The 14,094-nt window shown below is 45.5% G+C and carries 14 protein-coding genes; 7 read left to right on the forward strand and 7 right to left on the reverse strand.

The annotated features are described in order from the left end of the window. Positions 1-50 precede the first annotated feature (50 nt). The gene (locus tag HUB64_RS08590) at positions 51-1,157 is read left to right on the forward strand and encodes an NADH:flavin oxidoreductase/NADH oxidase (protein WP_173244439.1); all 1,107 of its coding nucleotides are present in this window, start codon (positions 51-53) and stop codon (positions 1,155-1,157) included. A 255-nt stretch (positions 1,158-1,412) separates the two neighbouring features. Here HUB64_RS08590 and HUB64_RS08595 read toward each other — a convergent pair whose 3' ends face one another. Both HUB64_RS08595 and HUB64_RS08600 read right to left on the reverse strand, forming a co-directional pair. Beyond that, on the reverse strand, positions 1,413-3,200 hold the full coding sequence (locus tag HUB64_RS08595; RefSeq protein ID WP_173244442.1) for a DUF3413 domain-containing protein: 1,788 nt from the start codon (positions 3,198-3,200) through the stop codon (positions 1,413-1,415). A 66-nt stretch (positions 3,201-3,266) separates the two neighbouring features. After that, positions 3,267-3,485, reverse strand: a complete 219-nt coding sequence (locus HUB64_RS08600) for a YejL family protein (RefSeq protein WP_011847036.1) — start codon at positions 3,483-3,485, stop codon at positions 3,267-3,269. A gap of 77 nt (positions 3,486-3,562) precedes the next feature. On the opposite strand from HUB64_RS08600, the gene yejK reads away from it, so the two are divergent. Continuing rightward, positions 3,563-4,591 carry a nucleoid-associated protein YejK gene (gene yejK / locus HUB64_RS08605; RefSeq protein WP_006081997.1) on the forward strand — a complete coding sequence of 343 codons (1,029 nt, stop codon included), beginning with the start codon at positions 3,563-3,565 and terminating at the stop codon, positions 4,589-4,591. Between the two features lie 138 nt (positions 4,592-4,729). On the opposite strand, the gene HUB64_RS08610 is transcribed toward yejK, so the two are convergent. Then, positions 4,730-5,728, reverse strand: coding sequence for a cytochrome-c peroxidase (locus HUB64_RS08610; protein WP_173244445.1), 999 nt, complete (start codon positions 5,726-5,728; stop codon positions 4,730-4,732). 469 nt (positions 5,729-6,197) lie between these two features. Here HUB64_RS08610 and HUB64_RS08615 point away from each other — a divergent pair, with 469 nt between their 5' ends. Together HUB64_RS08615 and HUB64_RS08620 are read left to right on the forward strand one after the other, a co-directional pair. Then, the gene (locus HUB64_RS08615) at positions 6,198-7,070 is read left to right on the forward strand and encodes a 6-carboxytetrahydropterin synthase (RefSeq protein ID WP_173244448.1); all 873 of its coding nucleotides are present in this window, start codon (positions 6,198-6,200) and stop codon (positions 7,068-7,070) included. Between the two features lie 379 nt (positions 7,071-7,449). Next, entirely contained in the window at positions 7,450-8,307 is an 858-nt protein-coding gene (locus HUB64_RS08620; protein WP_173497902.1) for a M23 family metallopeptidase, read from the forward strand. Positions 8,308-8,461: 154 nt separating this feature from the next. Here the strand turns inward: HUB64_RS08620 and HUB64_RS08625 are convergent, their stop codons facing one another. The 3 genes from HUB64_RS08625 to HUB64_RS08635 form a co-directional block, all read right to left on the reverse strand. Then, positions 8,462-8,722, reverse strand: a complete 261-nt coding sequence (locus tag HUB64_RS08625) for a DUF5062 family protein (protein WP_006081993.1) — start codon at positions 8,720-8,722, stop codon at positions 8,462-8,464. A gap of 291 nt (positions 8,723-9,013) precedes the next feature. Next, positions 9,014-9,697 carry a VOC family protein gene (locus HUB64_RS08630; RefSeq protein WP_173496816.1) on the reverse strand — a complete coding sequence of 228 codons (684 nt, stop codon included), beginning with the start codon at positions 9,695-9,697 and terminating at the stop codon, positions 9,014-9,016. 174 nt (positions 9,698-9,871) lie between these two features. Then, the gene (locus HUB64_RS08635; protein ID WP_028759690.1) at positions 9,872-10,384 is read right to left on the reverse strand and encodes a murein L,D-transpeptidase family protein; all 513 of its coding nucleotides are present in this window, start codon (positions 10,382-10,384) and stop codon (positions 9,872-9,874) included. A 172-nt stretch (positions 10,385-10,556) separates the two neighbouring features. On the opposite strand from HUB64_RS08635, the gene HUB64_RS08640 reads away from it, so the two are divergent. Next, complete coding sequence (locus tag HUB64_RS08640) at positions 10,557-11,414, forward strand: ion transporter (protein ID WP_028759691.1); 858 nt, start codon at positions 10,557-10,559, stop codon at positions 11,412-11,414. A gap of 45 nt (positions 11,415-11,459) precedes the next feature. After that, positions 11,460-13,001 (forward strand): MATE family efflux transporter, encoded by a 1,542-nt coding sequence (locus tag HUB64_RS08645; protein WP_173496817.1) that lies wholly within the window; start codon positions 11,460-11,462, stop codon positions 12,999-13,001. Between the two features lie 226 nt (positions 13,002-13,227). Here HUB64_RS08645 and HUB64_RS08650 read toward each other — a convergent pair whose 3' ends face one another. Continuing rightward, positions 13,228-13,425, reverse strand: coding sequence for a DUF2986 domain-containing protein (locus HUB64_RS08650; protein ID WP_028759693.1), 198 nt, complete (start codon positions 13,423-13,425; stop codon positions 13,228-13,230). Between the two features lie 338 nt (positions 13,426-13,763). Here HUB64_RS08650 and yqfB point away from each other — a divergent pair, with 338 nt between their 5' ends. Continuing rightward, complete coding sequence (yqfB, locus tag HUB64_RS08655; RefSeq protein ID WP_173496818.1) at positions 13,764-14,081, forward strand: N(4)-acetylcytidine aminohydrolase; 318 nt, start codon at positions 13,764-13,766, stop codon at positions 14,079-14,081. The last annotated feature ends 13 nt before the right edge of the window (positions 14,082-14,094 follow it).

The raw sequence follows: 14,094 nt of genomic DNA on the forward strand, positions 1-14,094 counted from the left end.
GTCATTCAGTATTCAAATACCTTTTGATCTTAATAGACACAGGAAACACCATGGCCGATCTATTTTCATCCTTCAAACTTAAAGACATCACCCTCAAAAACCGTATTGCCGTTGCACCCATGTGCCAATACCAAGCCACAGATGGACTGATCAACGACTGGCATCAGGTGCATTATACTAGCCTTGCCCGTGGCGGAGCCGGTCTTGTTGTGATTGAAGCCACAGCGGTTTCTCCTGAAGGACGTATTACCCCCAAATGCCTTGGGTTATGGAATGACGAACAAGCACAAGGTTTAGCAAAAGTGGCTAGTGCGATTAAAAATGCGGGTGCTGTTGCAGGCATTCAGATTGGTCATGCAGGCCGTAAAGCGAGTGCCAATATCCCGTGGGAAGGGGATGACCATATTGCCGATGATGACGCGCGAGGTTGGCAACCGATTGCACCATCAGCCGTCGCATTTGGCGCAAACTTACCTAAAGTGCCTACCGCTATGACGATTGAGGACATTGAGCGGGTTAAAGCCGACTTTGTGGCGGCGGCAAAGCGTGCTTTAGCGGCAGGATTTGAATGGTTAGAACTGCATTTCGCCCACGGTTATTTAGCCCAAAGCTTCTTTTCAACCTATGCCAATCAACGCACCGACCAATATGGTGGCAGTGCCGAAGGGCGGGGGCGCTTTTTGTTAGAAACCATTGCCGCGGTAAGAGACGTTTGGCCATCGCATTTACCCTTAACGGCGCGATTTGGCGTGATTGAATTCGACCATAAAGATGAAGAAACACTGACGGAATCGATAACCTTGGTGAAGCAATTTAAGCAAGCGGGGCTCGATATGTTAAACGTCAGCATTTGCTTCTCGACCCCAACGGCAAATATTCCATGGAGTCCTGCATTTTTGGCGCCTATTGCCGAGCGGGTTCGTCAAGAAGTGGGGTTCCCCGTTGCGACTTCTTGGGGTATGGATGATCCACATCATGCCAATGCGGCCATTGAAGATGAGCAAATGGATTTAGTGATGATAGGTAAAGCGTTTTTAGCGAATCCACATTGGCCATATCAAGCGGCGCAAACCTTGAAAATTGCGCGCCCATCTTGGGTATTACCCGCTTCCTACGCCCATTGGTTAGCACGCTACTCTACGGTTAAAGCCGATTGATTGTAGAGTGATTTGATTTAAGCCTAAGCCTTAAAAAGCCGTTATCTAAAGATAGCGGCTTTTGGCTTTAGTGGCAGGTAAGGTCCATCATAAGAGACTAGCTACAAGAGACTAGATTCAAGATACTGGCCACGCAGCCTTCAACCCACGCAGTTAAATCGAAGCTTCGTGCATTTCGTATTCATCCAGTCACTAGGGAATAAAAAAAGCCCCAATCCTTTAGGAATAGGGCTGCTTTAACTAAGATGATGAAGCTCAGTGGTTATAGAAACGTCGACCTTCACGCATCACTTCAATCAATTCAGGCGCGCTCATTTTTTTATTGAGTCTATGCTCATAGTTTTCATCGTAAATACGATATTTACCGTGGCGGTCAATCACTGTCACTTCTGCTTCTTGATAGATAGCAAAAATACGGCTATCACCTATATAGATCCACGTTTCTTTGTCAGGTTGTAATAGGCTGCGGCCAGCGCTGTAATCTGTCGTGTTATTGGTGCAACCTAGCACGTGGGTCATTAAAGTCGGCGCAATGCCGTAATGGCTGGTGCGGTATTTGACCTTAGAAGCACCCGTATTCGGCCAGTGGATCACTAATGGCACTTTGACACTCTGTGGTGACAGGTTTCGATTAGCTTCATCACTATTGCTGGTGAACATTTTGCCATTGACCCCAGTGATAATCACTAAGGTGTCGTTGGACACATTGGCCAGCATTGCCTTGAGTTGTTGATCGACAAAATACAGAGATTGGCGATATTGATTAAACAGTACTTTTTGCGCTGGCATCAGGTCGGTATTGGCTTTCACTGTTTCGATACCCAGAAAACCCACGGGAGTATCAAAATTTTCTGGCGCTTTTAAGTTAACGAGCGCAAACCAAGGTTTATTTTGGATGCTGTGCCACTCGTTAAAACTGGCCACTGTGTGCAAATCGGCATCGGCGCTGCCATTGGTTTCTTTGGCTATGACAGGATTAAAGTCATTAAACATCGCTTGTGATGAACGCAAATTGAGATTGGTTTCAGGGAGGAAAAGCCCCAATTCATAGCCTGCTTGTTGAAAACTTCTGGTCAGTAAAGGACTGGTGCTATTAAAAATTCGCGCATCGCCATAACTGCCTTGCAGGCCATAGAGTAGCGAAAACATGCCCGTTCTAAATTGGTTGCCGCCGCTGAAATGCTGGGTAAAAGATTGATTATTTTCAGTGTATTGGTGTAGGAACGGCATGCTTTTACCATCGACCATATCCGCCCGCAAACTGTCGATGGTAATCATCAACACGTTGATGTTCGTGTCGGCTTGGCAGGTGAGTGGCTGCTCTGGATAACTGAGTACACTGGTGTTGTGATTGACGTCATCGCCTTGGTATGAACCATCGATACCGTGACTTTCCATAAAGGAGCGAGCAGTCGCGGGATAAGATAAAGGATAAGTATCGTCGAAACGGGTAATTTCGGTGATATCTGCGGCATCGGCCCAAATGTGGATCAAGTGGCTGCTGATAAAACAGATACACACTAAGGTGATAACTTTATTGCCTAAATTGAGTTTTTGGATTTTCTCTATGCGTTTCCACAAAAAGTTCGCCATGGTCAGTTCAATGGCGATGATGGCCAACGGGGTGACGATATAAGAAGTACCACGGAGCAGGGCATTGAGATCCGCCCAAGCTAAATCGAAGGCGAAGGGGCTCAAGTGCATGCCGTAATCGGCGTAAACAATGGTATCGTACAATAAGATACAAAGACTTAAGGTCGCGATCACCGCCGCGACACCTCTTAATATCTTTGAATAGGGCAATATCAAGGTTAGTGGAAATAGGCAGATCAAATAGGCGATAAAGGCGAGAAAGCTAAACTGACCAATAGTGCTGACGCTCAGATAAAACCAGCCATACCAAGTTTCTGGATAACCCACGCTGCCAAGGTATCGGCTTCCGACTATCATGGCTAATAAGCCATTGAAGAAGGCGAACCAATGCCCCCAGTTGATGAGCCGGGAAACCCGATCGCGGCTCATTTGCTTTTTTCGCTCGACCATAGTGATCCGCTTATTCCTAAAAGGCCTTGTATCTTATATTCTTTTGATGATTATTACCCAGTTAACTTACTGGGATTTAACCGATTGTGCGAGTGCTTTTGCAAATTGTTCGGCCACGGCTTGGCGCGATTCGCTGGGCACTTTACGTTCTAGCAGGTTAGTCACACAGTTACCCAATGCCATCAGGCTCAGGTCAGTCGGTGCTTTATGCTTTTCTAACACAGCCAATATTTCGGCGATTAATGATTCAACTTGGGTGTTTGAGTATTTCGATTGGATTGCCATAATCAAAAAATGTTTCACTTTGGAATGGATTAGCGGCATATAATAGCGGATTTATCCCAGTATCACTATCAGGGCTTATGAGTATTAACATCGAACACGCAATTATTCACGAGATTTCTCAGGACAGTCAGGGGCAATTACGCTGCCGTTTACGTCCTCAACCTCTGCTGAACGGTCAGGCGGTCGAGGTGATGCTCGACGAGTTGCATCAGACATATACGGGAAAGGCCGGTAAAGGTTTTGGCTATTTTGGTATCCATGGTGACGACGGTGAGGCCAATCCCGCCTTTGCCAATGCGCTAACTCAATACCGTGGCGGCGATTTAGGGTTTGTGGAGTTTTCCGGTCAAGCCAGTAAATTACTGCAAGAAGAATTGTCAAAGTACGACTTCAGTCAAGGCGGTTTCCTGTTGATGTCTTGCTATACCAGCATCACCAGCGATTATTTGTTTGTGGCTTTATTAAGTGCTAAGTCGTCAATGACAGTATTAGACGATATGGAACTGTCGCAAAATAACCATTTGGATTTAAATAACATCCAACTCGCGGCGCGTATCGATTTAACTGAGTGGCAAGCCGATAAGGATTCTCGCAAGTATATCTCCTTTATCCGTGGCCGTGCGGGACGTAAAGTCGCCGACTTTTTCCTCGACTTTATGGGCTGCGTAGAAGGCGTCAACACTAAGGCGCAAAACAAAACCTTAATGAATGCGGTTGAAGATTTTGTTGCCAGCAGTGAGTTGACGAAAGACGAGCGTCAGCAGTGCCGCAATAAAGTGTTTGAATACTGTAGTGAGCGTTTCGATGAAGGCGCTGACATTGAGATCAAAGACTTGGCCGATGAGTTAGCCGATCAAGGTATGGACTCCTTCTATGATTTTGCCCGTGGCGGCAGTTATGATCTTGATGAAGAGTTTCCGGCCGACAAATCAACCCTGCGCCAATTGAAGAAGTTTTCTGGTACGGGTGGCGGCGTAACGTTAAGTTTTGATGGCGGCCACTTAGGTCAACGGGTGATTTACGATCCCATCTCGGACACGATTTTAATCAAAGGTGTGCCAGCAAACTTAAAAGATCAGCTTGATCGTCGCCTTAAAGGCGAATAGTACTTAATTCATCCATCGTTTTTTAAGCGAACGAATAACTAAAGGCCGAAAGTTTTTACTCTCGGCCTTTTTGCTAACTAAGTCGCGCTGACTCAGCTTCTAAGTGAGTACTTCTTAGTCAGTGACTCGTCGCCTATGTTAATTATTGGAGCTAAATGGCACTGGACGTGGCGTATCTTTATTCGATGGTGGCAAAATAGGTAGCGTGATTTGCGGCTGATCGCCCGTTAAGGACTCAAGGAAGGCGACCATTTCTTTCACTTCTTGGTCAGAGAGTTTTTGCCCTAATTGAATGTCTGCCATGGTATTCACCGCTTCTTCCAAGGTCCAGACGCTGCCATCATGGAAGTAGGGATAGGTGAGTTCAATATTGCGTAGTGTCGGCACTTTAAACACATATTTATCAGCTTCTTTACCAGTGACGCCCTTACGACCTTCTGCTGGGTTATTGGTGTGGAACGGTTTGATGAGTCCCATTTTCATATACATAGTTCCACCGACAGCGGGGCCGTTATGGCAACTCACGCAACCTTTATCCTTGAAGAGTTGGTAACCCGCTTTGGCATTCGCGCTTATGGCCTCTTGCTTGCCCAGAAGAAATTGATCGAAGGGGCTATTAGGGGTAACTAAGGTTTTTTCAAAGGTGGCAATCGCATCGGTTAAACGGTCAATTGTGACTTTTTCATCGCCATAGACCTTGGCGAAGTGCGCTCGGTAGGCAGGCATAGAGGCGATAGTTTCAGTTGCGAGTTCATGGGTAAAGCCCATCTCTTTCGGGTTGGCGATAGGGCCCGCGGCTTGTTCTTTCAAATCACTGGCGCGACCATCCCAAAATTGAGCCAGCATAAAGTCGGCATTAAGCACTGTGGGTGAGTTAATTGGGCCTTCCTGCCAATGATGACCAATGGACGTTGGCAGAGCATCGACACCACCAGTGGATAAATTATGGCAAGAGTTACAAGAGATAAAGCCAGATTTAGACAGTCTGGGTTCGAAGAACAGCATTTTACCTAATTCAACTTTTTCAGGCTCAGTGATCTTGGCTGCTGTAATGACTTCGATGGGTTCTGCACTGATAGCATGGGTACTGGCTAATATACCTGCGATGAAAATGGCGATAGATGTAAGTTTGGTCATCTTATTTCTCCCTGTATAACCTTGGTTTTTGTATGGTTTAACAGGGATGCTAGCGGTTAATGATGCTGAGTGATAATGCTTTGTTTCGATTGGGTCTATCGCTGTTGCGGATTAAGCTTTTGCGATCTAATTCGCTGTTTTTACGTTGTTATTTTGCTAGGTTGAGTGGTATTTCTGTTAAGGCTTTATCTGTTAATCGACAAGGTCGATGCATTGTTGCTTTCTGCCTATCGGTACCTGATGGTTGCAATGAGTTGCATTGCTGGATTTTAGAAAACCTGATACAAACATGTGATACAAAATATTGGGCCGAGTGGATTCATTTGTCGCGACAACAGACGGAATTGATTAGAATCTCCATTCATGTTGAGTTAACTCGTGTTGAGTGCCTCAAGTTAGCATGCTCGGCCATCGCCAAGCGGTGCTATAAAATTATATAGGTGGACTGTTTTTCTGCCGAGGAGCGTTAATGCAATTGTTTGTCAAAGATTTAACTGTGATCGATTTTTCCTATTTGTGCCCAAAGCGCGGCATGGTGGGGGAGAGTTGGATTGTTGATGTTCTGCTAGAGGGCGGATTAGACGAGCAAAACATGGTACTCGATTTTGCTAAAGTCAAACGCACGATCAAGCAAACCATAGATGCGGTGGCCGATCATCGTTTATTAGTGCCTACGGCCTGCAGTAGTGTGCGATGGCAACAGCAGGGCGATAGAGTATGGATGGATTTTGATAGTCAGTTAGGTGAAATTCATTTGGCCTGTCCTTCACAAGCCTTTGCCTTAGTGCCGACCGAAGAGATTGATATTCCCAGCGTGAATGTCTTTTTACAGAAAGCATTGCGCGAAGCTTTACCTAAGAATGTCGAAGGGATCACGCTCACCTTGAGACACGAAATCCTCGATACGCCTTATTACCATTACAGCCATGGTTTACGTAAACACGATGGTAATTGTCAGCGTATCGCCCATGGACATCGTAGCCCTATTCACGTTTATGAAAATGGCAGTCCAGCAGCTAAGTGGGATGAGTATTGGGCCAAACGTTGGCACGATATTTATTTAGGCAGTGAAGAGGACTTGGTTTCAGTTAAGACCCTTAATCTTTCGCCGCAAACGCGGATAACCGATGACAGCCACTATGGCTTTCATTACCAAGCCCCCCAAGGGGATTTCCAATTGGCAATGCCAAAGGAATGCTGTGATTTAATTCCCCACGACACGACGGTTGAGTTGTTAGCCGATTATATTGCCACGACATTGGTCGCTAAAGTGCCAGGAAGTCAGTTTAAAGTGGTGGCGTTTGAAGGTGTTGGCAAGGGCGCGATCGTCGTTAAGGGATAGGCACTACGAGCTGATATAAGTGAATGGACTTAAACTATTCACCTTTTAATCACGGATTTAATAGGCCTCGGTAGATTATCGGGGCTTTTTTGTTTGTTTTGAGGATAGGCTGAACTGAGATTACGACAGGGATGTGGGTTTGCAGAATCGATTTTTATGGTGCGTTAGGTTAACGTGGCATTGATTGAATTCGGCTGCGTTTTGTGTCGCGATGAATGTATTTAGTGGGTCTTGATCCCTATTGCCCCTCGATAAGGATTTTTTGAAGATGTTGGAAACTAGGATATTGGAAACTAAGATGCTGGAAAATAATAAGATGTTGAGAAATAAAGTATCGCAATTTTTATCTCACGGTGGAGCCCCCCTAAGTTCAAATCCAATGCGCTGCTTATCGGCATTATTCACTTTGGGCCTAGTGCTCATTGCGCCTCAGGTACAAGCTGAGGTGAGTTTACAGGGTAAGTTAGAGCAAGGCGCATTAATGCGGGGTCAAGCGCCAGCGGGCACTCAGATTAGCTTAAATGGTGAAGCCATCAAGGTCACGCCTGACGGTCATTTTGCCTTTGGTTTTGATCGCGACGGTGAATTGAGCCAGCAGCTAACCTTGGTTTATCCCGATGGTTTGACTGAGGTTAAGCCTTTAACCTTAACCAAGCGAGAGTACGATATTCAAAGTGTAAAGGGCATTAGCTCGAAGATTATGAAGCCCGATCCTGTCGCGCAGGAAAGAGCGGCGAAAGACACGGCGCAGGTCAAAGCGGCACGGGCAACATTTAGTGAGCAAACTGCATTTTTACAGGCGTTTATTTGGCCTTTGACGGGGCGTATTTCAGGTGTTTACGGTAGCCAGCGTATCTATAACGATGTACCCGGTAATCCACACTTTGGGGTGGATGTGGCGGCGAAAACCGGCACTATAGTGGTCGCCCCCGCCGATGGTGTTATTAGTCTTTCTGTGCCTGACATGTTTTATTCGGGCGGGACTATGGTGATCGACCATGGTTATGGCGTGAGTTCGAGTTTTTTGCACTTGAGTAAGCTGTACGTCAACGCGGGTGAAGCGGTTAAGCAAGGCCAAGCTGTTGCAGAGGTGGGCGCAACAGGCCGTGCAAATGGTCCACACTTAGATTGGCGAGTGAACTGGTATCAAATGCGCCTCGACCCTACGACCATAGTGCCGCCAATGGCAACAGTGCTGGCGAATGAGAAGGCCAATAAAGCGGCCAAAAAGGGCTAGGTTCGATATCCAGTTTAGGCTCACTTAAATGGCGCAATGATGCGCCATTTAATGGTGATCTATATCGGGAACACTTAGCGAGTTGGCTTCTTTCTAGGCTAGCTTCAAATGTCTGCTTGCCAATAATCATTTTTAACCGAGTCGTCTAAAAAGATTACTTTAACAGTGGATGATCAGCAGGCAGTTGGCGGGTGATCCATAAAATCAGTTTATGTTTCATGTTTGGCCCATCTTCTTTATCTTTGGCCAGTGGCTGGATTAAGTTGTCGGTGACCAATAAACGATAAATGCATTCCACTTTGTCTTTGGGTGAGATGCCTTTGTCGAAGTCTGCATATCCGCGTTTTTTGGCATAGCCCACGCCGATTTCCATGGCGAACTTCAATATTTGTGCTTCGTTCTTGTGTGGCTTCATTGGCGATCCTCTGTTTGCACATAGCATCCATCTACTGGACACGATAATTTGTGCCTGATGGCATCTGCGAGTTATACGTCCTAAGTTACGCTAAATATGCTGTTTTTTAGATTTAATTTTGGCGATTTTTGATAAAACCACCAAAAAATGACCTAAAAATAACGAGAATATTGAATCTGATTAAATTGTCATCAACTCAGATGTTAACTCAGTTACTGTCGTAGGTTTTAGCTAAGGTAAGTGCCGATGAAAATCTAAGCTCAGTTTTATCTGCCTGAGTTTAAGCCTGACTTAACATTCAGATACTTGTTCGCTCGCGATGACCGCTTTTATGCCATGGGGATGCACTTTAATGCACACATTGCCGCGTTTAAAGGCGATAGTTGGATTGGCTAAACGTTCTTTATCGCCTTTGGGCGAGCTCATCTTGACCTTAATCTCAGCAAGGGATGGCAAGTCTGGTAATCTTGACTGCTCTGATTCAGCTGTCTGCTCAGATTGCGGCAATGGACTCAGTCCTTGGTTGAGTAAAGGGCGGAGTGTTGGACATAAGACCAGTAAATCTTGGCTCAAGGTATCGCAATCTTTGGCTTTAGAATCAATAACTAATTCTATGTGCTCCCAGCCTTCCTGTGGATAAACTTTATCACTAGGATAGGGAAGCTCGACGCAGGCAATGCTAAATTGACCGAGTGTGAGTGGCGTGTCTAGCTCGATGATCAGAATCGTACGGCCATTGATGATGTTGTCTGAAATGATTTTTCCTATGCCGCTAAAGGCGTCGCGCAGGGCATCGGCACTGGCGATGGAATTGACGCGCAGCGCGACATGGTCGCAAACCAGTGCTTTATCTGCTAAGTCTAAGGTTTCAAGCAAGGCTAAAATCTGTGCTTCGAAGGCGGGCCAGCCTTGGATTAATTGCTCATAGCTGAGGTTTGCACTGTGCGGCGCAACAGGCTCGTTGAATTTAGGCATAAATACTCCAAGGCATTTCTATCGGCGTTAGTTTTATCCCTTAAGTAAATGATCGAGACTATTACAACTAACATCATGCTTTAAAAGGTTAAATAAAAACGCCCATTAAGCTGGGCGTGTTTGATATCGTTCAATGATCTATTTGGCATTTTGCCATCTGGATATTGGCTAAGGTTACGGCCAAATCTCAATTGGTGTTCCTTCATCGACCACTTTCCACACTTCATCCATTTCGGCGTTGGTAATCGCGATACAGCCGTCAGTCCAGTTGTATTGCTGAGCTTGTTCTGGCGGCAGTGAAGACTTAGGGTTTTGGCCGTGGATCATGATCATGCCACCGGGTCTAATGCCTAAGGCTTTGGCTCTGAGTTTATCCTCTTCATTAGGATAGGAAATATGGATCGATTTATAATAAGCACTATCTGGCTTTTTATAATCTAGGGTATAACGCCCCTGTGGTGTGCGTTGATCGCCTTCCTTTAATTTGTGTCCAGCGGGTAGGTCACCCATGGCGATACGATATTGTTTGAGCACTTTGCCATCGCGCAATAAAGCCATACTGGATTCGGATTTAGTGATCACCACCAGATCCACTTTACCCATGCCAGAGGCATGTAATTCGGGTGAAACGAGAGCCGCGATAGTCACAGTGAGAGATGTCAATGTGGAAAGTAGGGTGGCGCGCATGAAGTCCTCGAAAATAAACACAGGTTGTTGGCTTTTTTCGGCATCATACCGCAATTTTATCCTACTGTGAGTAGATAATTTTGAGCTAGGTGCAATTGCATGGCAGACTCGTGGCATATTTATGCTGTAATCCCTGTGTTAGTCAGTTTGTTGCAAGGAAGTAAAAGTTTGTATGTCTGAGAATATCGAATCCGAAAGTCCGTTAAAACGTCAATTACGTACCATTATTTTTGGCACTGATACTCCCGCTGGCCGCTATTTTGATATCGCCCTCATGGTGTGTATTGTGTTGAGTGTCGGCTTAGTGTTCCTCGACACAGTAGAGATATTCCATCGTGAATACGGCCAGCTTATTTCTGTGTTGGAATGGGTATTCACCATTATTTTTACGATTGAATATGGCCTACGTTTGTACTGCGCGACTCATCCTGTGTTATATGCTCGCAGCTTTTATGGTTTAGTGGATTTGTTATCGGTATTGCCAAGTTATCTGGCGTTGCTGATCCCTGGTGCTAACTTTACCTTAGTCATCCGGATACTTAGGCTGTTTAGGATTTTCCGCGTACTCAAATTACTGCGTTATTTGAGTGAAGGAAATGTGCTGCTTAGGGCGATGATGCAGTCGAGTCGTAAGGTTTTTTTGTTTTTCTTCTCGGTTAGTTTGATCGTTATGGTACTGAGTTCAGTAATGTATGTGGTTGAAGGGCCTGATAATGGTTTTAGTTCAATCCCTAAATCTGTGTACTGGACAATTGTGACTATTACTACAGTCGGTTACGGCGACATTACCCCGAAAACCGGATTAGGTCAGGCGATTGCGGCTTTTACTATGCTAATTGGTTACTCGATTATCGCAATCCCAACGGGGATTTTAACCGCCGAGATATCCCAAGAAGTAGGGCGTCATCGAGATTTACGCTCGTGTAATCAATGCCATAAGACAGGTCATGATATTGATGCCATGTATTGTAGTCGTTGTGGATGTGAGTTAGATAGCCTAGATGTGCCCGTTGATAAAGGCGTTTCATGATGATTTCGGCGAACACTTTTTATTTTTTGTAGGTAAAAGACACGTATGACGCAAGCCAAGTTTGTTGAAGGCCCCATATTACGCCATATCTTAGTGATGAGTTCGACCGCCGCGGTAGGGATTTCTGCCTTATTTGTCGTGGATTTACTGGATATCTTTTTCCTGAGCCTATTGGGAGAGCATGAACTCGCGGCGGCTGTGGGCTATGCGGGGAGTATTTCGTTTTTTACCACATCGATTGGAATTGGTTTATCGATTGCATTAGGGGCTTTAGTGTCTCGCTCGATTGGCGCAAAAGAGGTGGTGTTGGCAAAGCGCTTATTACTCAATAGCGCGGTTGTGACGACACTGATCAGTGTGCTGGTGGCGGCAGTGGTCACCACCTTCATTCCTGAGCTAGTTGCCTTAGTAGGCGCGAGTGGTCATACGGCAGAACTTGCTGCGAGCTATTTGTATATTCTCGTGCCTTCCTTGCCTTTTATCTGTCTTGCAATGGCGCTCGGCGGAGCTTTGCGCGCTGTGGGTGATGCAAAGTTATCTATGATGTCGACCTTAGCGGGGGGCGGCGTTAATGCGGTACTCGATCCGATTTTTATCTTCATGTTCGCCATGGGGATTGAAGGCGCTGCATTGGCATCCGTTTTAGCGCGGGTGGCGGTATTTGTGATTGCAGCTCGCGGTGTGGTGGTTAAGCATAAATTGTTAGGCCATTTCGATAAGGCACATTTTATCGCCGATCTTAAGCCCATCTTTGCCATTGCAGGCCCTGCGATGTTAACCAATGTGGCAACTCCCATCGGAAATGCCTTTGTGACCCGAGCGATCGCCGATTTCGGTGATGCTTATGTGGCAGGCTGGGCAGTATTGGGGCGTTTAATCCCTGTGGCTTTTGGGATGATCTTTGCACTCTCTGGCGCGATTGGACCTATTGTTGGGCAAAACTTTGGCGCAGGTCAGTTTGACCGAGTACGTGAGAGTTTAACGCGAGCGATTCAGTTTTGTACTGTGTATGTGCTGGTAATGTCTTTGCTGCTGTTTATGCTTAAGTCACATTTGGTCAGTGTGTTTGATATGAAGGGCGATAGTGCTGATCTTATTCACTTTTTCTGCAGTTATATCGCGGTATTCTTTATCTTTTCGGGGATTTTATTCGTGGCGAATGCGTCCTTTAATAACCTTGGCAAGGCCAAATATTCCACGCTATTTAACGTAGGTAAAGCCACTTTAGGCACAGTGCCCTTTGTGTATTTTGGTGCACTTTGGGGCGGGGTTTACGGTGTATTGATTGGGCAAATTTTAGGGTCTATTTTGTTTGGCACATTAGGTGTATGGGTTGCCTATCGTTTAGTGGATAAAGTGGCGGCGCAGGCACAGTTTTCAGCTGCGCCTAATCTTGATGCTGCGAATGCTATCCCCCGCAATGTCGTACTGAGTGAGGAAGAGGAAATCGCTAATTGTGTTGCACAGAACTTACCTAGTGCGACCAATCCGCTTTCATCCTCTTGCGTGCAGATGGCGCAATTAACGGAGGAGCAAGAGAATGAGCCCGTATTACCCTATTTAGACGAGGGGAAAAAGCCTAATTGACGTTATGTGGCTTAGCTGTGCCGTGTAGAAGCAGTGGGCAAGAACGCAGATAAAAATGAGCTCTTAATAATGAGGAGCAGTCAGAAAGCTGCTAATGATAGGAATGCTGAAAAACAAAATGCCACAAGATTGCTTGTGGCATTTTGTTTGAAACGGCGTTTGCACTTCATTTAGTTAAGTTAACAATGCCAAAATACGCCGCTAAAAGACTATTCTGCTGAGCTTCTTATTCTTCAATACTTGGCGTGTCTTGTTGGCCTTCGACTTGTTCAGTCGCAGCTTCTGATGCCGCCATTTTTGCGCGATCAGCCTTAGAGATGTAACCTGATTTTGCAGGTGAGCCGATAGTCACTGGGTCGACTTTATTCAGTCTGGCCTTAGCGCGTTTAGCTATTTTCTTGATGATCTTTTGTTTCTTGTTCATGACGTCTCTAATTTCGTTTCGCACCCGCTACGCGCAGGAATATGAGGCCAAGGGCTCAATTGAGGCGGGATTCTAACTCAATCTGAGCGAACTGACCATGTTTTGCTGAATTTTGTCGAAAACAACGGCTACTCTTTGAGAACTAGTTTTGCTAAATGGCGTTAGCATAACAATTTGACTTAAACGGCGCTGTTAGTATTTCACACGACAAATGCTGCAAATTCTGCGGTGTAGACTGTCAGTGTGGATCAAAAGCCATTATATTGCCTAGCATTATGAGTTTGAATAATTGACTCTACTGTTATTTTATTGCTCATATCCTGAGTTGAGGAAGATGTGTGTTATTAACTAAAATCACTTTTTTTGAGCGCTTTGAGCACGATATATTAAGTGGCACTAAAACCATTACATTGCGTGATGAAACGGAATCCCATGTGATTGCAGGTCAAACACTTCCCGTTTCAACCTTCGAAACCGACCGCTGGTTTTGTGATATCTATATTATTGATGTCGTGCCAGTGACCTTAACTGAGCTCTCAGACATTCATGCTAAGCAAGAGAATATGACGTTGCCGCAGCTACGTGATGTGATTGCAGAAATTTATCCCGGTCTTGAGCAATTGTTTATGATCCAGTTTAGGGTTTTACCGCAGTAAAAGTATAGAGCGT

It is taken from the genome of Shewanella sp. ISTPL2 (assembly GCF_013283205.1).
Taxonomy (GTDB): domain Bacteria; phylum Pseudomonadota; class Gammaproteobacteria; order Enterobacterales; family Shewanellaceae; genus Shewanella; species Shewanella oncorhynchi.

What these genes read in the sequence shown, in the direction of transcription:
- HUB64_RS08590 (WP_173244439.1), top strand. Translation starts at nt 51, where the DNA reads ATGGCCGATCTATTTTCATCCTTCAAACTTAAAGACATCACCCTCAAA.
- HUB64_RS08595 (WP_173244442.1), bottom strand. Translation starts at nt 3,200, where the DNA reads ATGGTCGAGCGAAAAAAGCAAATGAGCCGCGATCGGGTTTCCCGGCTC.
- HUB64_RS08600 (WP_011847036.1), bottom strand. Translation starts at nt 3,485, where the DNA reads ATGGCAATCCAATCGAAATACTCAAACACCCAAGTTGAATCATTAATC.
- yejK (WP_006081997.1), top strand. Translation starts at nt 3,563, where the DNA reads ATGAGTATTAACATCGAACACGCAATTATTCACGAGATTTCTCAGGAC.
- HUB64_RS08610 (WP_173244445.1), bottom strand. Translation starts at nt 5,728, where the DNA reads ATGACCAAACTTACATCTATCGCCATTTTCATCGCAGGTATATTAGCC.
- HUB64_RS08615 (WP_173244448.1), top strand. Translation starts at nt 6,198, where the DNA reads ATGCAATTGTTTGTCAAAGATTTAACTGTGATCGATTTTTCCTATTTG.
- HUB64_RS08620 (WP_173497902.1), top strand. Translation starts at nt 7,450, where the DNA reads ATGCGCTGCTTATCGGCATTATTCACTTTGGGCCTAGTGCTCATTGCG.
- HUB64_RS08625 (WP_006081993.1), bottom strand. Translation starts at nt 8,722, where the DNA reads ATGAAGCCACACAAGAACGAAGCACAAATATTGAAGTTCGCCATGGAA.
- HUB64_RS08630 (WP_173496816.1), bottom strand. Translation starts at nt 9,697, where the DNA reads ATGCCTAAATTCAACGAGCCTGTTGCGCCGCACAGTGCAAACCTCAGC.
- HUB64_RS08635 (WP_028759690.1), bottom strand. Translation starts at nt 10,384, where the DNA reads ATGCGCGCCACCCTACTTTCCACATTGACATCTCTCACTGTGACTATC.
- HUB64_RS08640 (WP_028759691.1), top strand. Translation starts at nt 10,557, where the DNA reads ATGTCTGAGAATATCGAATCCGAAAGTCCGTTAAAACGTCAATTACGT.
- HUB64_RS08645 (WP_173496817.1), top strand. Translation starts at nt 11,460, where the DNA reads ATGACGCAAGCCAAGTTTGTTGAAGGCCCCATATTACGCCATATCTTA.
- HUB64_RS08650 (WP_028759693.1), bottom strand. Translation starts at nt 13,425, where the DNA reads ATGAACAAGAAACAAAAGATCATCAAGAAAATAGCTAAACGCGCTAAG.